Source organism: Winogradskyella endarachnes, from assembly GCF_009741275.1.
In the GTDB taxonomy this organism is placed as follows: Bacteria; Bacteroidota; Bacteroidia; order Flavobacteriales; family Flavobacteriaceae; genus Winogradskyella; species Winogradskyella endarachnes.
The window spans coordinates 120,879-140,621 of the sequence record NZ_WOWS01000004.1 but is presented as its reverse complement, the minus strand read 5'-3'; the positions used below and the strand labels follow the sequence as shown (position 1 = coordinate 140,621).

General features: G+C 28.6%; 20 protein-coding genes. 17 read left to right on the top strand and 3 right to left on the bottom strand.

Annotation, left to right across the window (positions count from 1 at the left end; all coding sequences use genetic code 11):
- Position 1: 1 nt before the first annotated feature.
- The 12 genes from GN138_RS11465 (at position 2) to GN138_RS11410 (ending at position 12,898) form a co-directional block, all read left to right on the top strand.
- A complete protein-coding gene (locus tag GN138_RS11465) occupies positions 2–1,552 on the top strand; it encodes an aldolase catalytic domain-containing protein (protein ID WP_157364138.1) in 1,551 nt (516 codons plus the stop codon).
- Complete coding sequence (locus GN138_RS11460) at positions 1,552–2,226, top strand: acylneuraminate cytidylyltransferase family protein (protein WP_157364137.1); 675 nt, start codon at positions 1,552–1,554, stop codon at positions 2,224–2,226. Before GN138_RS11465 ends, GN138_RS11460 begins: the two co-directional genes overlap by 1 nt.
- Complete coding sequence (locus GN138_RS11455; RefSeq protein WP_157364136.1) at positions 2,227–2,859, top strand: HAD family hydrolase; 633 nt, start codon at positions 2,227–2,229, stop codon at positions 2,857–2,859.
- Entirely contained in the window at positions 2,856–4,289 is a 1,434-nt protein-coding gene (locus GN138_RS11450; RefSeq protein ID WP_157364135.1) for an MATE family efflux transporter, read from the top strand. Before GN138_RS11455 ends, GN138_RS11450 begins: the two co-directional genes overlap by 4 nt.
- Positions 4,286–5,305 carry an alpha-2,8-polysialyltransferase family protein gene (locus GN138_RS11445; RefSeq protein ID WP_231743074.1) on the top strand — a complete coding sequence of 340 codons (1,020 nt, stop codon included), beginning with the start codon at positions 4,286–4,288 and terminating at the stop codon, positions 5,303–5,305. The genes GN138_RS11450 and GN138_RS11445 overlap by 4 nt, the downstream gene beginning before the upstream one ends.
- Complete coding sequence (locus GN138_RS11440; protein WP_157364133.1) at positions 5,298–6,437, top strand: hypothetical protein; 1,140 nt, start codon at positions 5,298–5,300, stop codon at positions 6,435–6,437. The genes GN138_RS11445 and GN138_RS11440 overlap by 8 nt, the downstream gene beginning before the upstream one ends.
- Positions 6,427–7,677 carry an O-antigen ligase family protein gene (locus GN138_RS11435; protein WP_157364132.1) on the top strand — a complete coding sequence of 417 codons (1,251 nt, stop codon included), beginning with the start codon at positions 6,427–6,429 and terminating at the stop codon, positions 7,675–7,677. The genes GN138_RS11440 and GN138_RS11435 overlap by 11 nt, the downstream gene beginning before the upstream one ends.
- Entirely contained in the window at positions 7,674–8,714 is a 1,041-nt protein-coding gene (locus tag GN138_RS11430; RefSeq protein WP_157364131.1) for a glycosyltransferase, read from the top strand. The genes GN138_RS11435 and GN138_RS11430 overlap by 4 nt, the downstream gene beginning before the upstream one ends.
- The gene (locus GN138_RS11425) at positions 8,707–9,492 is read left to right on the top strand and encodes a glycosyltransferase (protein WP_157364130.1); all 786 of its coding nucleotides are present in this window, start codon (positions 8,707–8,709) and stop codon (positions 9,490–9,492) included. Before GN138_RS11430 ends, GN138_RS11425 begins: the two co-directional genes overlap by 8 nt.
- Positions 9,446–10,687 (top strand): hypothetical protein, encoded by a 1,242-nt coding sequence (locus tag GN138_RS11420; protein ID WP_157364129.1) that lies wholly within the window; start codon positions 9,446–9,448, stop codon positions 10,685–10,687. The genes GN138_RS11425 and GN138_RS11420 overlap by 47 nt, the downstream gene beginning before the upstream one ends.
- A 74-nt stretch (positions 10,688–10,761) precedes the next feature.
- Positions 10,762–12,117 (top strand): undecaprenyl-phosphate glucose phosphotransferase, encoded by a 1,356-nt coding sequence (locus GN138_RS11415; RefSeq protein WP_157364128.1) that lies wholly within the window; start codon positions 10,762–10,764, stop codon positions 12,115–12,117.
- On the top strand, positions 12,098–12,898 hold the full coding sequence (locus tag GN138_RS11410) for a glycosyltransferase family 2 protein (RefSeq protein ID WP_317162746.1): 801 nt from the start codon (positions 12,098–12,100) through the stop codon (positions 12,896–12,898). The genes GN138_RS11415 and GN138_RS11410 overlap by 20 nt, the downstream gene beginning before the upstream one ends.
- Here GN138_RS11410 and GN138_RS11405 read toward each other — a convergent pair.
- Entirely contained in the window at positions 12,888–14,195 is a 1,308-nt protein-coding gene (locus GN138_RS11405) for a phenylacetate--CoA ligase family protein (protein WP_157364127.1), read from the bottom strand. The two genes, GN138_RS11410 and GN138_RS11405, sit on opposite strands and share 11 nt — an antisense overlap.
- 86 nt (positions 14,196–14,281) lie before the next feature.
- Between GN138_RS11405 and purD the strand changes: the two genes are divergently transcribed.
- A complete protein-coding gene (gene purD, locus GN138_RS11400) occupies positions 14,282–15,553 on the top strand; it encodes a phosphoribosylamine--glycine ligase (RefSeq protein WP_157364126.1) in 1,272 nt (423 codons plus the stop codon).
- A gap of 13 nt (positions 15,554–15,566) precedes the next feature.
- Here the strand turns inward: purD and GN138_RS11395 are convergent, their stop codons facing one another.
- A complete protein-coding gene (locus GN138_RS11395; protein WP_157364125.1) occupies positions 15,567–15,794 on the bottom strand; it encodes a DUF6341 family protein in 228 nt (75 codons plus the stop codon).
- A gap of 73 nt (positions 15,795–15,867) precedes the next feature.
- Here GN138_RS11395 and GN138_RS11390 point away from each other — a divergent pair, with 73 nt between their 5' ends.
- On the top strand, positions 15,868–16,785 hold the full coding sequence (locus GN138_RS11390) for a DUF6427 family protein (RefSeq protein WP_157364124.1): 918 nt from the start codon (positions 15,868–15,870) through the stop codon (positions 16,783–16,785).
- On the opposite strand, the gene upp is transcribed toward GN138_RS11390, so the two are convergent.
- A complete protein-coding gene (gene upp, locus GN138_RS11385) occupies positions 16,774–17,433 on the bottom strand; it encodes a uracil phosphoribosyltransferase (RefSeq protein ID WP_157364123.1) in 660 nt (219 codons plus the stop codon). The genes GN138_RS11390 and upp overlap by 12 nt on opposite strands.
- A 72-nt stretch (positions 17,434–17,505) precedes the next feature.
- Here upp and GN138_RS11380 point away from each other — a divergent pair, with 72 nt between their 5' ends.
- The 3 genes from GN138_RS11380 to GN138_RS11370 are packed head-to-tail and all read left to right on the top strand — an operon-like array spanning position 17,506 to position 19,709.
- On the top strand, positions 17,506–18,114 hold the full coding sequence (locus GN138_RS11380) for a DUF4254 domain-containing protein (RefSeq protein WP_157364122.1): 609 nt from the start codon (positions 17,506–17,508) through the stop codon (positions 18,112–18,114).
- A gap of 51 nt (positions 18,115–18,165) precedes the next feature.
- Positions 18,166–19,182 carry a glycosyltransferase family 9 protein gene (locus GN138_RS11375; RefSeq protein WP_231743073.1) on the top strand — a complete coding sequence of 339 codons (1,017 nt, stop codon included), beginning with the start codon at positions 18,166–18,168 and terminating at the stop codon, positions 19,180–19,182.
- Entirely contained in the window at positions 19,179–19,709 is a 531-nt protein-coding gene (locus tag GN138_RS11370; protein WP_157364121.1) for a YcxB family protein, read from the top strand. Before GN138_RS11375 ends, GN138_RS11370 begins: the two co-directional genes overlap by 4 nt.
- Positions 19,710–19,743: the final 34 nt, after the last annotated feature.

The window sequence follows — 19,743 nt, the reverse complement described above, 5'->3', positions numbered from 1 at the left end:
TATGAAAAAAGAATTTAAGACACTCGATTGTACATTAAGAGATGGTGGTTATTATACTAATTGGGATTTTAACAAAGATCTTGTTTTTGATTATTGTAAAACAATGGAGGTTCTTCCCATTGAATATGTAGAAATTGGTTATCGAAGCACACCATTAAATGGTTATTTGGGAGAATATTTTTATTGCCCAAAACATGTAATGGCAGAATTGAAAGCTTTAATGCCTACAAAAAAACTAACTATTATTCTTAATGAAAAGGATATAAGAGGTCATCATGTAGAAGAATTATTAAAGCCATGCCTTAAATATATTGCTATGGTTAGGATTGCAATAGACCCAAAAAACTTTAAAAGAGCAATAGAATTAGCAAAAGCCATAAAGTTGATGGGTTTTGAGGTTGCTTTTAATGTTATGTATATGTCTAATTGGAAACAAGATTCTGATTTTTTAAATGGCTTAGAAGGATTAGAAGATACTATAGACTATTTTTATATGGTAGATTCTTTTGGAGGTATTATGCCAAATGATGTTATAGATATTATGACTTTAGTAAAAACCAAAACGAATGTAAAACTTGGTTTTCATGGACATAATAATTTAGAAATGGCGCTCATTAATACTATTACTTCAATAAATGAAGGTTGTGAGATTGTAGATTGTACAATTACAGGAATGGGAAGAGGAGCAGGTAATCTAAAAACAGAACTTTTCTTAACCTATTTAAATAAGGTTAAAAACATAGAAATAGAGTATACTAAATTAGGTAAAGTGGTTGCTTTATTTGAAGAAATGAAAAAGAAACATGGATGGGGAACAAATTTACCATATATGTTTTCTGGTGCTTTTTCACTTCCTCAAAAGCAAGTAATGGAATGGGTAGGGATGAATAGATATCCTATGAGTAGTGTTGTAAATGCTCTTAAAAATCAAACGGAAGATATTAAGGATAATTTTAAATTACCAACTCTACAAAAAAAAGAAAAGATTTACAATTCGGCAATAATATTAGGAGGAGGGAAATCTGCAAAAAATCATAACAATGCCATTAAAAAACTAATAAATAAAGAAAAGAATGTTTGTCTAATACATGCTGGGGCCAGAAATGTTTCTGATTATTTAGATGTGAAATGCGATCAGTTTTATGCTTTATCTGGTTTTGAGAGTGAAAAGTTATTAAGTAACATAAACGATCACACAAAACTATCTCAAACCTGTATATACCCGCCATTTCCTAGGGTAATGGGTACGGTTATTCCCAAAGAGATTAAATCAATATCTAAAGAACTCTCTTCTATAAGTTTTACTAAATCATCCACGGAATCACCTCTAACTATTGCTATTCAAATAGGATTAGATCTTGGAGTCTACAATGTGTTTTTAGTTGGTTTTGATGGTTATGATGCTTTAATTAACCAAACACAACAGATATTAGCACAAGAAAATCAGGCTATTATTAACGATTTGTTATTAATTAAAAACTTAAATGTATTAGCCTTAACACCTACAAAATATAAGAATTTATCAACATCTTCAATTTATAGTCTAATATAATGATGACAGTATTTTTACCATGTAGAGCAGGTAGTGAAAGAGTTCCTAACAAAAACACGAAGCCTTTTGCTGAAGTAGAAGGAGGATTATTATTTTTAAAGATTAAACAATTATTAAAAGCTAAGCTAGTTGACAATATAGTTGTTTCTACGAATGATAATGAAGTGAAGAAAATTGTAGAGCGCTTTGGTGATAAAATTATTGTAGACAATAGACCAGAGCATCTAGCATCATCCTCTACTAGTACAGATGATTTAATTAAGTATGTACCTAAAATAATTAAATCTGGTCATGTATTATGGACACATGTTACATCACCATTTTTAAAATCAGAACATTATGATTTAGCTATAAAAACTTATCTTAAGAATTTAGAAGAAGATACATTTGATAGTTTAATGTCTGTAAATAACTTACAAACGTTTTTATGGGATAAAAACGGAAGTATTAATTACGATAGAAATAAAGAAAAATGGCCAAGAACTCAAACCTTACCAAAACTATACGAGATAAATAGTGGTATTTTTATAAATTCTGTTTCTAATTACAAGGTTATGTTAGATAGAATTGGTGCTAAACCATTTCTGTTCGAAACAAAAGGCTATACTTCATTTGATATAGACTGGCCAGATGATTTTGATATGGCAGAATTAATATATAAACACAATAATTAAATGAAATTTAAAACAATTCTATGGGATTTTGATGGTGTAATATTAGACTCCATGCAAGTTAGAGACTTTGGGTTTAGAGAGATTTTTAAAGATTTTAAACCGTTAGACGTAGATAAGCTTATTGACTATCATAGATATAATGGAGGTCTTTCTAGATATGTTAAAATAAGATATTTTTTTGAAGAAATTATTGGTAGAGCAACAACTGAACAAGAAATTTTAGAATACGCTAGTCGTTTTTCTGATATTATGCTAAATGCGCTTGTAGATCAAAAGAATCTAATAAAAGATAGTGTATCATTTATAAAGGGAAATTATAATAACTATAAGTTTCATATAGTCTCAGGATCTGACCAAGAAGAACTTCGGTTTTTGTGTAAAGCATTAAATTTAGATAAATATTTTTTATCTATTGAGGGTTCTCCAACAGCAAAATCCAAGTTAGTTAAAGATATTATTATTAAACATAACTACGCAATGGAGAGTACATGCTTAATTGGTGACTCTATTAATGATTTTGAAGCCGCTGATAATAATGAAATATCTTTTTTTGGTTACAACAACGAAACTCTAAAGGAATTAAGTCCCAATTATATTTCTACATTTAGAAAAGATGCTATAAAACTAAATTGAAAACTCAATTAAAATATAGTGCGAGTAATTTTATTAGACTTCTAGAGACTTTAGTTTTAAATATTGGTTTAGCTAGAGTAATATTAGATGTTTCAGAATTTGGTAAGCTTCAACAGTTTTTTGTTATCTTAACCTTTGCTGTAACGGTTGCATCTTCATTTCCTACATCACTTAATTATTATATTAGTAAATACACTACTTTATTAGAGAAGAATGCCTTATATAAGCGATTTTTCTTTAGTATGATGTTCTTTTCGGTATTAGCCGCATTTCTTTTTTTTGTACTAAAGGACAAGCTTGCTCTATGGTTCGAAAATGATTTTTTCCCAATCTATATTGTCTATTTTGTATTTATTATTTTATTTAAAATAACTAATACTTTTTTCTCTAATTTTTTCTTATTCTCTAATAAGCTCAATTATCTAAACGTAACGAGCTTTTTGTTTTTAATTAGTTATCTAGGTGGCTTTTTTTATTTCGGTACCCATGAGTTTACAATTACTGAAATCTTACAGTTTTTTCTTATATATGAAATTGTAAAGTTTGTAGTGTTTAGTATTCCTTTCGCTAAATCTTTTAAAACATTTAATTTTAAAACAGATGTTAATTTAAAAAATGAAGAGTTAAAATTTGTTTTGCCAACCATATTTTTGGTTTTAGCAGGTATATTAAATATGCAGATAGATAAGTATATGATTTCTGGTTTAGAAACTCCAGAGGTATTTGCTTTTTATCAAGTAGGAGCATTTAATATTCCTTTTATTGCTGTGATTACAACATCTTTGTTTACAGTTGTTACGCCCCAAATAACAGAATTATTGAGAGCCAATAATATTGCCGAAACACTAAAAATCACAAAAGCAACAACCAAACAAACGTCAGTTTTACTGCTGCCGATTATAGTTTTTTGTTTTTTGTTTTCTGCTGAAATAATCATATTTTTATTTGGTTCTCGATTTGAAGCATCAGGAAGTATTTTTAAAATATATACCTTACGTTTTTTAATCTCAGTTTTTCCGTTTAGTATTTTTATGGGTATAATTGGCCTAAAGAACTTAGCACCAATCCATGTTATTGCTAGCGCTGTTGTTAATGTGTTTTGTAATCTAATATTAATTCCAATATATGGTAATATTGGTGCTGTTATAGCAACATTAATAGCAAGCTACACTACTGTAATTATTCCAATTTTATTTATTAATAGAAGGCTATCAACAAATTTGTTGTCGTACTTTCCTGTTGTTCAGTTTTTTAAAGTAATAGTGGTGTCTGCTTTAGTAGCTATTCCATTTTATTACATTGCAAAAAATCTATTCATAACTGATGAAAAAAAGTATTACATAGTACCTTTGTCTATCTTTTATTATTTAATTACTTTATTAATTTTAGAACGTAAATTCTTCAAAAACCTGTTGAATAAGTTTAAATGAAAAATCTCTTTTATATACATAGCCATTTAACTTATTATGTGACTAAAGCAATAATTAAAAAATTTAAACTAAAAAACGATGAAATTGTTTTAGTAACCTCAAGAAACTATAAGCATAAAGAGATTGGTAGTTATACTGTTTTAGACGTTACAACTATACATGATCATTTAGACTCTTTTAATATTTATAACTTCTATAAAAAGCATAAATATATCAACCAGATTGATGAATTGTTAAATAATTTATTTAGCCAAGAAATAAAGTTCAGGGCCTATTTGCCTCATGTTTTTCACCCAGTAATGCAAATTATTGCAACTCATAATTTATGTGAAGAAGTCCATATAATAGAAGAGGGCGTTAATGCATACTCTAAGTACTTAATGCATAAAAAAGACAAAAGTTTAATAAAAAAAATGGTTAAGAGTACTATAAACGCATTATCATTTATTGGTAAAAACCGTATTTTTTATGTTAAAAACTTTGATTTAACAAGGTTTGCAAAAAATACACCACCAATATTTTATTCTATTACTTCAAAAGGGTTTCAGGGTTTATCATATCATGTAGAAAGAATAAAAATGCTACCATCTAATCATATCGATTATGACATCTCTGGGAGCTCTGTATTAGTTTTAGAAGGAGCTGTTGAGCAGGGCAATATGAAGTTAAGCACAATGCTAAACGGAATAAGAAGAATTCTAGAAGATATTAATGCCGGAAGTATTTATATAAAGTTTCATCCTGCTCAATCTAAAGCGAACTGTGTTAAAATAGAAAACCTAATTAAACAACATAAAATAAAAACAGAAGTAATACCAAACGAAATAGCATTTGAGGAAATTATTTTAACAAACTCTGGGTTAAAAGTATATGGTTTTACAACTTCTTTATTGTTTTATGCCAGTGAATATGGTTGCGATGTTTTTTCTTATGAAGACTATTTAAGAAGTGATTTATTATTTAAAAAATTCAGAGAAAAGAATAATTTTGACTTAAAAGGACTTTTAAATGGATAAAACACTAATAGTAAAAAAAGGTTCTTTATTACTATGGTTTTTATGCTTATTAGTGGGCGTATCTGCAATTGCTACTAATTATGGTTCTAGTTTGCGTTACACCAAATACCTAATACCTCCTGTTTTTTTATTGTTCGCTTTTTTTGGCATTAGAAAATTAAAAATATATGCATCACCACTAAAGAATCTTCTTTTGTTTTCTAGTTTAATTGCACTTAATTTGATTGTCTCAATCATTAGCTTTGATTTATCATTTAGATTTTTTGAAGAGTCCCTTTTAATATTACTACCTATTCTTTCTGTAATACTAATAACAACCGTTATAAAAAAGCCTGTAGGCGTTATTTTAGATCACCTATTTTTTGTTTACGCTATTATTTTTATAGTTACTAATATTAACTTTTTTTTTAACGTAAATATCATTAATGATTTTATTCTGGCTTTAACAACATCGACTCTCAAAACAGAGTCGTGGATGGCTTTTCCATTTGGCCTGTTTACTATTTTTTATTTGATAGAAAAGCGTAAAAAACGCGCTATTATATCTGTCATTTTGTTTTTGTTAGCATTTAAAAGAATATCTATTTTAGGAGCAATCCTTGGTTTGTCTATATACTGGTTTTTTAGTATTAGAAATAAAAGAGCATCAAACAAAAAAAACGTTTATTATTGGTTTATATTTTTAAATTTTGCGCTTCTTATAATAGTTTATAATTTCATTCAAGGCAACTTTGATGAATTGATAACAAACATTACAGGTATTAGTCCCAATTGGTTTACACAAGGACGATTAAGAGTTTATACAGATACTCTCAATCATTTCTCATCAAACCTATTATTTGGTAATTCATTAGGTTCTACTAATTTATTTCTAACAGACAATTTTGAAAACATCAGTTTCTTACATTCAGATATTTTAAAAATAATAATTGAAATGGGTTTCATTTCTTATTTGGTTTGGGTTTTTGGATTTTTTAAAATTAATTTAGTAAACAAAAAAGTAATTCCACTTCTGGTATTTATGAATCTATTATTTTTGTCTGATAATGTCTTTATTTATTTCGATACACTTTTCATTTTTTATCTATTGATAATTTATTATAGCCTACACCCAAAAAGGTATGAAGTTTGAAAAATTAATTGAATTTTTATTAATCTCAACGGCAGCTACAATTCCGTTGTGGATGTTAGCAAACAATATTGCTATTATTTTAACATTAATTTCAGCTATTGTTTATTCTATTTTAAACAAGACGGCGGAAAAAAAATGGCAGCTTTTATACACCTTATTTATTTTACTATTTGTATTAATGGTCATTGCTCTTCTATATACCAATAATTTTGAAAGAGGTCTGAGAAAACTTGAATATCGTGCGGCTTTTGTTATAATTCCTTTTATCTGCTATTTACTTTCAAGTTTGATAACTAATAAATTAATACACAAAGTTTTAAAGTGGTTTGTTTATTCCGTATTAATAGTAAGTTTAATTTTTTTTATTACAGCCATTTTTAGAACATGGCAATATGCATCACCTAATCCATTCAATGAGGCTAATGGTAATTTTTTTGCCTATATGGAGCTTACCAAAGTTATGGAAAATACACACCCTATTTATTTTGGTACTCAAGTATTATTTGCTTTGTTTATTATTTGTTACGATGCAATTGAGGTAAAAAAAATCTTTAACATTAGGTTTAGAATTAAGCTATTACTAATACTATATTTAACAGTTTTAGTATTTTTTCTAAACTCTTTTTTATTGACGGGTCTATTTATTGTGCTTATAATATATTTTACGTTTTTATTAAAAACACACACAAAATTTAAGCTACTTATACTAGCCTTATTGGTTTCAAGTATATCTCTATCATCTATATTTGTTGTAGATAAACTAAATGGAATTAATTTTAAAAGAGATTTTACTTCTCGGGATTTTTCTGGTTCAGATTTTACAGCCGTTAGAGCTAGAGTGGCCAAGTATTATTGCTCAATAGACCTTATTAGTGATAATTTTTTTATTGGAGTTTCTCCAGGTGATGAGATTGACGAATTACTTAAGTATTATGAAAAGAATAAATTTACGCATGGTATGATTAAAAAGTTTAATTCTCATAACCAATATTTAACAGAATTCATTTATACAGGTGTTTTTGGTTTTTTAGTCCTTGTTTACTTATTCTTTATTATATTTAAAAAAGGACTTATTGATCATAATAAGCTTTTAGTTGCTATTGGATTTATATATTTGTGTTTTAACCTAACGGAGTCTGCTTTAGTAAGAAATAAGGGAATTATTTTCTTTGTGTTTTTTACATGTTTACTCGTAAATGCAAATTTTAATAATAAAAAATTAAGTGAAAACGCTCAATGAGTCTATTTTTTGTTTTTCCTATTTCTGGACCTAATAATGGAGTAAAAATTATATCAACACATATAAAAAACGCTCTAGCGCTAGATAATGAAATAGAAATTAAGACAATTGATACCGCACAGGCAAAAGATTACGGTAATTTTGGCAAGTTTAGTTTTAAAAAAATATCATTTCTATTTAAAATTTTAAAAAATGTTTTAAAAGTTAAGAATAAAGACCGTGTTTATCTTAATTTTACGCCTAAGGGATTTGCTTTTTATCGAGATTTTATAATATTATTGGTTTGTCATTTTAGAACATCCAATGTTACTATCCATATACATGCTAATGGTTTAGAACATAAAATTAAGTTTTATAACAAATGGTTGTTTTTAAGAACAAAAATTATAGTTATTAATGAGGTTCAATTAAAAAGTGTTGAAAAATTTGGGCTAAACTGCTATTTATTACCTAATGCGTTGCCGGATTATTATAAGTCTATACCGTTGAGGTTTAATAAATCTAATGAGGTGCATTTTATTTTTTTATCTAATCTTTCCAAAGAAAAAGGTATCTATAGAATTCAAAAGCTAGCAGAGTTAATTAAATCACAAGAAATTAAGTGTAAACTTAATATTTATGGAGGAACCTTATCAGAAAAAGACGAGACCTTAATTAATATTTTGAATAAATCATATGAATTTCTTACCTATTATGGACCATTATTAAATGAAAAGGATAAATTTGAAGCAATACAGCAAAACGATGCGTTATTATTTTTAAGCGATGAAAATTATGAAGTTTCTCCACTAGTATATATTGAGGCATTAATGAGTGGATTAACAATCTTCACTACAAAACAAAACATATCGGACAAACTCAGAAATGATAATGTAGCCAAAGTTCTAACTTGTAATTTAGATAACTTTGTATCACTTTTAGATGATTTTTCAAGAAATAAAAAGAATTCGAAAGCAATTATTAGAAATTCTTATCTTAAGAAATATAAGTTTGCTGATTATATTAAGGAACTAAAAAAAATTACCTTACATGGTTAAAGAAGGAGATATTAGTATTCTTGTGGTTACACATAATCACGGAGACTATATTCAAAAATTACTAGACTCTTTAATAAAATTTAATATAAAAAATGTTTATTTCTGTGACGCAAAATCTACAGATAATACTTCTGCAATACTTTTAAATAGTTTTTATAGTAAATCAGTATTAATAAAAGAGAAATTAGAGGGTTTCTCAAAGAACAATAATGATTTAATCAGGCATTTTAATCTTAAAACAAAATATTTCTTGCTGCTAAATCCAGACACTTATTTTGAAATGGATTTTATAGATTTACTTTACAAGGCCATGATTAAGAATCCTCAAATAGCTATAACAACTCCATTGATGAAATATCCAGACGGTAGGCTTCAGAAAACTTGGAAACAATTTCCTAATTTTATAAATGTATTTAAGAAAAGACTAGGCATTTTAAAAGCTATTGACGAAATGCAAATGGAAGGTCCTGAAATAGATTGGTGCCTTGGGGCATGTATGTTAATTAGTGATAAATTGTTAAAACCTAATAGTTGTCTATTAGACGAAAGATATAGATTGTATTGTGAGGATATTGATATTTGTTTCTCTGCACATAATAAAGGGTTAAAGGTAATTGCTGTAAAAGATTCAGTTGTTTTTCATCATCTAAACGAATCTAGCGCAAGGTATTTTTTTAGTAAGTATAATTTTTGGAATTTAAAAAGCATAATAAAGTTTATTTTAAAATGGAATGTTAAATACTTCAAAACTCTTCAAGCTAAAAAGGCCCAATCCTAATTTAAGGCTAGTAATACCATCACTCCTAATTCTAGGTTTTTATTTTAGTGAATTTGTTAGCAAATATCTAAAGTATAGTTACTATGAATTTACGAGAGTTTCAGGGGTTATCAAGCTTATAGCGGAAGTTTTATTATTAATATATATATTTAAATTTAAAAAGGAGTCAGGTAAAAACCTAATTAAAATAATTGCGATTTTTACTGTTTTTTATTTTTTTGGTCAATACTTTCTGTTACGCGGAGATTTTTTAAATAGAACAATACTAAACGTATATACACTTAATTCTTATATGTTTATATTTGTTTTGTATTTTGCTCTCGAACCGAATTCAAAACATAACCTTGAAACCTTAAGAAAGCAGTTAAATTATTTAGATTTTAGCATTAAAAGTATATTTGTTATAAATGCTATTGCAATTTTTACAGGGTTAATTTTTGATTTAGATTTATTTAAAAGCTACTTAGGCTTCTCTAATAGATTTGGGTATAATGGTTTTTTTCTCCACGCTAGTCACTCTAGTTATATATATATTATTTTTATTTTGTATTTTTTTTCTAGCTACTTAAAAACACACACCACAATTAATTTTTATTTTTTAATAGCTTCAGTCGTTATTTCTTTCTTAATAGGTACAAAAACAGTTTATTTATTTAATTTACTTTTTTTACTATATGTTCTATTTGCTTATATAAAAAGAGCTTATGCTTTGTTAATCTTAACGACGTTAGGATTATTATTTGTTTTTACATTTTCAAATAGTGTTATGGTTTTTAGAAATAATTTTCAGGTACTAAATAATGTATATGAAAATCACGGTATAACAACGATGTTATTTAGCTATAGAGATTTAAATGTAACTCATGAATTTATTCCATACATTCTAAAAAACTGGAATTTCTTTAACTATATTTTTGGTGGAGCAGAGTTTCACCAATTTAGAACAGAAATTGAAATTATTGATTTGATTTGGTTTCTAGGTGTTGCTGGGACCTTACTTTATCTTACATTATTATACAATAAAATACTTTCTCAAATACTTAAAATTAAAACCTTAAAATTACCGATTATTATATTTTTATTTTGTGCACTTTTATCTGGTAGTTTTTTTACAAATGTGCCAATAATCCCTTATTTAATAATTTTTTATTTTAGTGTAACGGTTGGTTATGGTCAAACTGTTAATAACAATTAAATGTAATGGTAATAGCTTTGTTGTAAATATTGTAAACGATATCTTTACATTCGAATTTTAGAATATTAAAAAATTTGAGTCTATTTAAACAAGGAAGATATTCAGGTTACATAAGACCTATTTCATACATTATTGATTTATCAATCATTAATATAATTGCTCTTTTATACCTACTTAAAGGCAAGGATCCATTAATCTTTTCAGTCTTTATATCTATTGGTTGGGTTTTATTGTCTGTTTATTCAAATTTTTACGAGGTTTACAGATTTACAAGACCAATAAGTATTTTGGCATTAATTGTAAAACAATTTATTTTGTTTTTGCTTATAGTGTTTGCATTTTCGGGATTATACCATGAATTAGATATATACCCAAGACCAATTGTAAAATATGCACTTTTATGTTTTGTGTTTATTACCATTTTAAAATTTGCCATCTATTATTTACTTCAAAAATATAGAACTTCCTTAGGCGGAAATTATAGAAGAACTGTAATATTTGGCCACAATAAAAAGACAATAGCATTAAACAATTTTTTTAATAAAAATCCAGAATATGGATATACTCACAAAAAAACCTTTGATTTTAAGAATAATAATTTCTCTTTAGAAGATTGTTTTCAGTATATATTAAAAGAAAATATAGATGAAATTTATTGCTCTATTTCCGAACTTACAAATACACAGATAGCAGATACGGTTGATTTTGCGGATAACAACTTAAAAATTTTAAAATTCATTCCAGATAGTAAAGAAATCTATTCTAAAAAACTTCAATACGAGTATTACGATTACATCCCAATTTTAAGCCTTAGAACAATTCCTTTAGAAGAGTCTGTAAACAAGTTTTTAAAACGTGGTTTTGATATATTATTCGCCAGCTTTATGATAATTTTTGTATTATCATGGTTAACACCTTTAATAGCTATTTTAATTAAATTAGAATCTAAAGGACCTGTTTTTTTTAAACAATCGCGTAATGGTTTTAATTACAAAGAATTTGATTGCTATAAATTTAGGTCAATGATGCCAAATGAAGATGCTCATTTATACCAAGCGACTAGAGGTGATGAACGTGTTACTAAAGTGGGTAAATTTATTAGAAAAACAAGCATAGATGAACTTCCGCAATTTTTTAATGTACTTTTTGGAGATATGTCTGTTGTTGGTCCTAGACCACACATGGTAAGTCATACAAATATGTATGCCAAAAAAATAGATAAATTTATGGTAAGACACTTTGTTAAACCAGGTATTACAGGTTTAGCACAAACTAGTGGATTTAGAGGCGAAGTAGAAACCGATAAGGATATTATTGGAAGAGTAAGATTCGATATATTTTATATAGAAAACTGGTCTTTACTTTTAGATTTTAAAATTATAATTCAAACCTTTATTAACGCGGTTAAAGGTGACGACAAAGCTTATTAAACATAACAAACAACCCTTAGTTTCTATAATAACTCCAATGTATAATAACGCTAAGGTTATTAAAGAAACTATTTCTAGTGTTCTAAGCCAATCATACTCTAATTGGGAATTGCTGTTAATAGACGATGCGTCTTCAGACGAAACAACAACTGTTTTAAAGCCATTTACTAAATCGGATTCCCGAATTAAAGTGTTTCAACACAAAACAAATAAAGGTGCCGCAGAGGCACGTAATTTAGGCACCAAAATGGCAAATGGTCAGTATATCGCCTTTTTAGATGCAGATGACCTATGGTTAGAGAATAAATTAGAGCTGCAAGTAAGTCAATTAACTACTAATATCACAGATGTTAGTTTTGGTACTTATGAATGGATTAATTCTAAAGGTGAACCTTTGCATAAAAGAGTTGAAGCCTTAAAACAATTAAGCTATAATAAATTGCTTAAAGCAAATTATATTGGCAATTTAACAGGAATCTATAATTGCGAAAAACTCGGAAAAATATACACTAAAGATTTAAAAAAACGTCAAGATTGGTTATTATGGCTAGAGGCTATAAAACGAAGCGATAAACCAGCCATTGGCATCCAAGAGACCATTGCTTATTATCGTATTTCGGAAGGCTCACTGTCTTCTAATAAAGTCAATTTAATAAAACACAATTTTAATGTATATTATAAAGGCTTAGGCTATTCTTACTTTAAATCTTCGTTTTATTTAATTCAGTTTTTATTTGAACATTTATTCATTAAAACCCGCTTAATAAAGTCTATAGCTTAGAAATAAACTGTTTTAGTTTTCCAGATTTACTACGTTTTAATATTTCAACGCGTTCAAAATCAACATTAATTCCTGGTTCTAAGTAACGTTCCATTTCTGTTGTAATAACCATTTTTTGTTCATTTGAAAGTTCTTCTTTGCTGACAAAACGAATGATAAAATGGTCTAAAGCTAATTGCTCTATCACAAATTCTGAAACATTACCATCATTTTCAATAACACTTTTAGTTATGTAATAAAAGGTTAAACCAGCTGCTTTTTTTCCGCTAGGTAAAACGGCAACATCATTAGTTCTTCCAATTAGTTTTTTTAGAATAGGCTTTCTTAAAGTACTTTTTTCAGAGAGCACACCAACATCACCAACATCATATCTTATTAATGGATGTGCTTTGTTGTATAATGATGTAATTACAATTCTACCCTCTTCTCCATAAGGTAAAACATTTCCTTTTTTATCTAGGATTTCAACATATAAGGTTTCATTATTTACTTGCCATTCATCATTAGTATTTTCAAAAGCAATTAAATCTAATTCTGATGCTCCATATTCATTAACAACAGGCACACCAAATTGAGTTTCCATTAACGTTTTATCATCTTCAAAAAGCATTTCAGACGTTACAATACAAACTTTAAGACTGGGACAAATAGAGGTTAAAATAACATCTTTTCGTTTTAAGTATTTAGCAAATTGTACTATAGGACTGGTGTAACCATTAATAAAATCGAATTTATCTGATTTAAATCTATCTAAAGTCTCTTTAAAAGCAGTATCACTCAAATCAAACACCGAAAACCGATAACGATTACTAAACCAATCCTTTACACGTTCTTTATAATAGCCTTTTTTATCTAATGGAATTCCGTAAAAACGCGCTTGTCTAGAGCTATTAAAATCAATACCATACCAAGCAAATCTGCTCATAATTTCGGCCCAAGTCATCGCATGGCACCATTTGTCTTTAGCAAAAATAAAAGGGTCTCCAGAGCTGCCAGATGTTTTATTTAAATAGACGTTTTTAGTTGTAAAACCATTACTTAGGCGTTGCTCAATAGGTTGTTGTAAATGACGCTTGGTAATTACTGGAACAGAATTCCAATCATTAATAGTTATCGATTTCCCTAAAGCTTTATAAAACGAATTATGTTTTAAATGATATAGAATAATCTCTTGTTTTTTTTGCTCTATGTACGTTTTAAAATCAGCGTCATTTTTAGCCTGAATTTTAGCCAAAGCAGTTTTAGCCTTGTCTATTTTAAAGCCATTTACTTTTAAAGAAAAATCGAATAGTCGCAAGTTGTATTTTTAGACTTTAATGTTTGTGTAAAATAATTATTTTTTAATCTTAAAACCAATTATTTTTGTCGAAACAAATTTGAAACATGAATATTTTAGTACTTGGCTCTGGCGGAAGAGAACACACATTTGCATGGAAATTAGCACAAAGCAGTCGTTGTAAAGCAGTTTTTGTTGCACCAGGAAATTCTGGAACCGAAGCTATTGCCACCAATTTAAATATTGGTGTTACCGAATTTGAAGCTATTAAATCTGCAGTTTTAAAGCATAAAATTGATATGGTTGTGGTAGGGCCAGAAGATCCATTAGTACAAGGTGTTCACGATTTCTTTTTACAAGATGAAGCTTTAAGACATGTTTCAGTTATTGGGCCACAAAAAGCAGCAGCAGAATTAGAGGGCAGCAAGGAATTTGCTAAAGAGTTTATGATGCGTCATAACATTCCTACTGCAGCTTATGAGAGTTTTACTAAGGATAATGTAGAGGAAGGTTATAAATTTTTAGAAACCTTAAATGCACCGTACGTTTTAAAAGCAGATGGTTTAGCAGCTGGTAAAGGTGTTTTAATACTAAATGACTTACAAGAAGCTAAAGACGAACTTAAAAGCATGCTTGTAGATTCTAAATTTGGAGAAGCTAGTACTAAGGTAGTAATTGAAGAGTTTCTCGATGGTATTGAACTTAGCTGTTTTGTCCTTTCTGATGGCAAAGACTATAAAATTTTACCAACAGCAAAAGACTACAAGCGCATTGGAGAAGGAGATACTGGTTTAAACACAGGCGGAATGGGAGCTGTTTCACCAGTACCTTTTGCAACTAAAGAGTTTTTAGATAAAATTGAAAACCAAATTGTAATCCCAACGGTTGAAGGTTTAAAGAAAGATAATTTACCATACGTAGGTTTTATATTTATTGGGTTAATTAAAGTAGGTGATGCCCCTAAAGTAATTGAATACAATGTAAGAATGGGAGATCCAGAAACAGAAGTTGTTTTACCAAGATTAAAAACGGATTTGGTTGAGGTTTTTGAAGCGATGGCAAGCCAAACATTATCTAAAATTAATATTGAAATTGATGAGCGTGCAGCAACAACCGTAGTGTTAGTGTCTGGCGGTTATCCTGAGGCTTACGAGAAAGGAAAAGAAATTACAGGTATAGAAGTAGTAACTGATTCTATTGTGTTTCATGCAGGTGCAAAATCTCAAGATGGAAAAGTAGTAACGTCTGGTGGTCGTGTAATGGCAATAACGTCTTACGGAAACACGTATCCAGAGGCCATAAAAAAATCTTACCAAAGCATAGATAAACTAAACTTTGATAAGATGAATTATCGTAAGGATATTGGTTTCGATTTATAAACCAATAAGAATATTATAAATAAGAGTGCGAAGAAATACTTTTGTCCTCTTCGTCATTATCATTGTATTTTTTAAGTTGTAGCATCCAGTATACCATTGCTACAAAGCCTATAGCCATAAAAATCCAAGACATAAAATTAGCGCCAAACCAGCTTTCTAATTCTAATGCTCTAAGAGCATCAAAAGGTGCGAATAATACATTCACAAATAAATCCGCTATTGCGTTAAAGAAATCATTCATAACTTTATAAATTTACACCAATTCTAGTTTAATATCGAATTGGATTCGAGCAGCAAAAATACAAAAAGAGTTCATGATTACAAGTGTTTTTAGTAAATCTAAGCCTATAAACTTCATAATTGTTACGGTTTATGTTACGCTACTTTTTCTAATTACTAGGTATTCTTTCATTTTTTCTGATTTAAATACTGCTATTTCAGCACTTTTTAAATGGGTAATTACCTTGTTATTGGTATTTTTACTAGACTTTATTGTGTCTAAAAACAGCCTTACGCAGCAAAACAGTTATGCTATAATGACCTTTGGTTTGTTGTTAGGAATTTTTCCAGAAGCTATGGCGCATTTAGATTTATTATTATCTAATTTATTTGTGTTTTTTGCTTTAAGAAGATTAATAAGTCTGCACACTAAATTAAATATAAAAAAGAAACTTTTTGATGCAGCTTTTTGGATTACAATAGCCTCATTTTTCTTTTTTTGGTCAAGCTTGTTTTTTGCTTTAGTAATAGTAGCCTTAATTTACTACTCTCAAAATGACTTTAAAAATATAATTATTCCGTTTATAGGTACATGTACGGCCATTATATTATTGCTTATTTTTAATGTTTTAGTGCATGATGCCTATTTTAGAAGCACAGATTTTGAACGTTATGCAAGTTTAGATTACACGGTTTATAACTCTAAAACAGGCATTATTAAGCTCACTTTGCTGTTTACCTACCTTGTTTGGACACTTATATATTATTTTAAGAGTATTCCAGATAAAAATAAAAAATTAAAACCATCATATTTTATAATAGCTTGGGCATGCACCATTGCGGTTTTAGTAGCTATTATAGCACCAATTAAAAACGGAAGTGAGTATTTATTTTTATTTGCGCCTTTTTCTATTGTAATGGCTAATTACCTCGAAGTTATTTCAGAGCGCTGGTTTAAAGAAGTATTTATAGCGCTCTTAATCCTTGCACCCATTATTAGTTTACTGCTGTAATTTATTACCAAAGGCTAAATCGCCAGCATCACCTAATCCTGGAATTATATAGCCTTTTTCGTTCAATTTTTTATCAATAGCAGCAATCCAGAGTTTTACATCAGAATTAAAAGTCTTAGAAACATAATCTACACCTTCTTGCGCACCAATTATACTAACCAAATGAATTTCTTTTGGTGTTCCAAAAGGCTTTAAAGCTTCAAAAGTAGCCACCATAGATTGCCCTGTAGCAAGCATTGGATCGGCTAATATTAAGGTCTTACCTTCTAAACTTGGACACGCTAAATATTCTACTATAATTTCAAAACTTTCAGGATTATGCTTGTGATGTCTATACGCTGAAATAAAAGCGTTTTCAGCTGCATCAAAGTAATTTAATAAACCATTATGTAATGGAACTCCTGCTCTTAAAATAGAACATAGTACGATGTCTTTTTTATGTAACACAGTAGTAGAAGTGCCAAAAGGTGTTTCTACTTCATGAGCTTCAAATTGAAGCGATTTACTTAATTCATAACCCATTATTTCTCCAATACGTTCTATGTTTCGCCTAAATCGCATACTATCCTTTTGTGTGGTTTTATCTCTTAATTCAGACATAAAAGTATTTAATATTGAAGGCGTTTCAGAAAGGTTATGAATTTGCATAATATGTAATTTAGTTCGGTCGTTAAAGTTAATAATTCAAACTATATTTGCATATAATAAATCGATTTCATTATGTTTTCAGAAAAAGCAAACACTATATTTCAAGAGGTTATTAAAACGTATAAAGTTTTAAACACCGTAGACCAGTCATTTACAAATAAATACAATAAAGACGAAGATTTAATAGCACATTTATTATACAGAAAATGTTGGATAGACACGGTTCAATGGGCTTACGAAGATATTATTAGAGACCCAAACATTGACCCAGTTGCAGCTCTAAAATTAAAGCGAATGATTGATGCTTCTAACCAAGACAGAACAGATACTGTAGAATTTATAGACAGTTATTTTTTAGATAAATATAAAGACGTTACAGTAAAAAGTGATGCTAAAATTAATTCTGAAAGTCCGGCTTGGGCAATCGATAGACTATCAATTTTAGCGCTTAAAATTTACCACATGCATCTTGAAACCGTGAGAGAAGATGCCAGTGAAGCTCATAAAGCAACTTGCCAAAAGAAATTAGACGTTTTATTAGAACAACGTGTAGATTTAAGTACTGCTATTGATGATTTATTAGAAGACATTTCAAAAGGCGATAAGTACATGAAAGTGTATAAGCAAATGAAAATGTACAACGACGATGAACTTAATCCTGTTCTAAGAGGACAGAAATAACTTTCTAAATAAACCTGTCAAGTTTTTAAAATCTGGCAGGTTTGGTACAAAATGCCAAACCCAAAACACATACTAGTTCTTAGGTTTTCTGCAATGGGAGACGTAGCAATGACAGTGCCTGTGTTGCGAGCCTTAACTACACAACATCCCGAACTTAAAATAACAGTAGTTACAAGAGTATTTTTTAAACCTTTCTTTCAAGATTTAGAAAATGTAACAGTTTTTGAAGCTGATTTAAAAGGCAAACATAATGGTGTATTTGGACTTTATAAATTATCAAAAGAGCTAAAAGCACTAAATTTTGATGCTGTTGCAGACTTACATAATGTATTACGAAGTAAGATTTTAAAGTTCTTTTTCTTCGGAAAAAAAGTGGTGCAATTAGATAAAGGTAGAGCTGAAAAAAAAGCATTGGTGTCTGGTCAAAAGTTTCAACAATTAAAAACCACTCATCTACGATACGCTGAGGTTTTTGAAGCTTTGGGTTATTCTGTAGATTTATCACAACCGAGATTTCCAGAACCTAAATATTTATCTGAAAATTTAAATTCTTTTATATCTAAAAAGGACCTAAAAACAATTGGTATAGCGCCTTTTGCAGCACACCAAAGTAAAATGTATCCTTTATCACAAACGGAAGATGTAATCCAAGAACTATCAAAAAGTTACAATATCATTTTATTTGGAGGAGGAAAAAAAGAAGTAGAGATTTTAAATCAATTTGAGGCTAAATTCAATAACGTAACATCTGTAGCAGGAAAATTGAATTTAGAAGAAGAATTAAGTCTCATTTCAAATTTAGACCTCATGTTAGCTATGGATTCTGGCAATGCACATTTAGCCGCAATGTTAGGTAAAAAAGTTATAACTATTTGGGGTGTTACGCATCCATTTGCTGGTTTTGCGCCTTTTAATCAGCCTAAAGATTTTGCACTTACGGCTGATAGATTGCAATTTCCACTAATTCCAACATCTATATACGGAAATAAATTTCCTGAAGGTTACGAAAATGCTGCAGGTACTGTACTTGTAAAAGATATTATAAAAAAAATAAAGACCAGTTTATGAAGTTAGAGTATGTGTTGGAGCAAGATGATTTGGTTAATTATCACTTGTTTTTAATTTCAGAAAGTAAAAAATCTAAAATATTTTTAAACTTTTTGAGAGTTGGCATTACGGTTGCTTTTCTTTTTATGAGTTATAAAATATATAATCAAGGCAGAATGTTTTTAGCGCTTATAGCAGTTTGTGTTGCTATTTCTTTTTTCCTTTTTTTTAGTAAACTGTATAAATCAAAATTAGAAAAATTCTATTCTGAGTTTGTAAAAAAAGATTATGCCAATAAAATAGGAAAACTTGAAAGTATAGTATTTAAAAATGAGTATTTGATTGCAAACACTAAAAGTGGAACAGATAAAATTATGGTTTCAGAAATTGAAATTATTAACGAAACTCAAGACAATTTTTTTATTAATATCTCAAATAATTCTACATTAATAATCCCTAAAAGAGGGATTGAAAATATCGAATTAATCAAAGAAAAGTGGAAAGATTTAAAAATTCCAATGGCGGATTACCTGTCTTGGAAATGGTAATTTCTTTATCGAAAAAAGACTTTGGCTGAATTTA

Coding starts and splice junctions, on each gene's coding strand:
- GN138_RS11465 (WP_157364138.1), top strand. CDS start 2: ATGAAAAAAGAATTTAAGACACTCGATTGTACATTAAGAGATGGTGGT.
- GN138_RS11460 (WP_157364137.1), top strand. CDS start 1,552: ATGATGACAGTATTTTTACCATGTAGAGCAGGTAGTGAAAGAGTTCCT.
- GN138_RS11455 (WP_157364136.1), top strand. CDS start 2,227: ATGAAATTTAAAACAATTCTATGGGATTTTGATGGTGTAATATTAGAC.
- GN138_RS11445 (WP_231743074.1), top strand. CDS start 4,286: ATGAAAAATCTCTTTTATATACATAGCCATTTAACTTATTATGTGACT.
- GN138_RS11440 (WP_157364133.1), top strand. CDS start 5,298: ATGGATAAAACACTAATAGTAAAAAAAGGTTCTTTATTACTATGGTTT.
- GN138_RS11435 (WP_157364132.1), top strand. CDS start 6,427: ATGAAGTTTGAAAAATTAATTGAATTTTTATTAATCTCAACGGCAGCT.
- GN138_RS11430 (WP_157364131.1), top strand. CDS start 7,674: ATGAGTCTATTTTTTGTTTTTCCTATTTCTGGACCTAATAATGGAGTA.
- GN138_RS11425 (WP_157364130.1), top strand. CDS start 8,707: ATGGTTAAAGAAGGAGATATTAGTATTCTTGTGGTTACACATAATCAC.
- GN138_RS11420 (WP_157364129.1), top strand. CDS start 9,446: ATGTTAAATACTTCAAAACTCTTCAAGCTAAAAAGGCCCAATCCTAAT.
- purD (WP_157364126.1), top strand. CDS start 14,282: ATGAATATTTTAGTACTTGGCTCTGGCGGAAGAGAACACACATTTGCA.
- GN138_RS11395 (WP_157364125.1), bottom strand. CDS start 15,794: ATGAATGATTTCTTTAACGCAATAGCGGATTTATTTGTGAATGTATTA.
- GN138_RS11390 (WP_157364124.1), top strand. CDS start 15,868: ATGATTACAAGTGTTTTTAGTAAATCTAAGCCTATAAACTTCATAATT.
- upp (WP_157364123.1), bottom strand. CDS start 17,433: ATGCAAATTCATAACCTTTCTGAAACGCCTTCAATATTAAATACTTTT.
- GN138_RS11380 (WP_157364122.1), top strand. CDS start 17,506: ATGTTTTCAGAAAAAGCAAACACTATATTTCAAGAGGTTATTAAAACG.
- GN138_RS11375 (WP_231743073.1), top strand. CDS start 18,166: ATGCCAAACCCAAAACACATACTAGTTCTTAGGTTTTCTGCAATGGGA.
- GN138_RS11370 (WP_157364121.1), top strand. CDS start 19,179: ATGAAGTTAGAGTATGTGTTGGAGCAAGATGATTTGGTTAATTATCAC.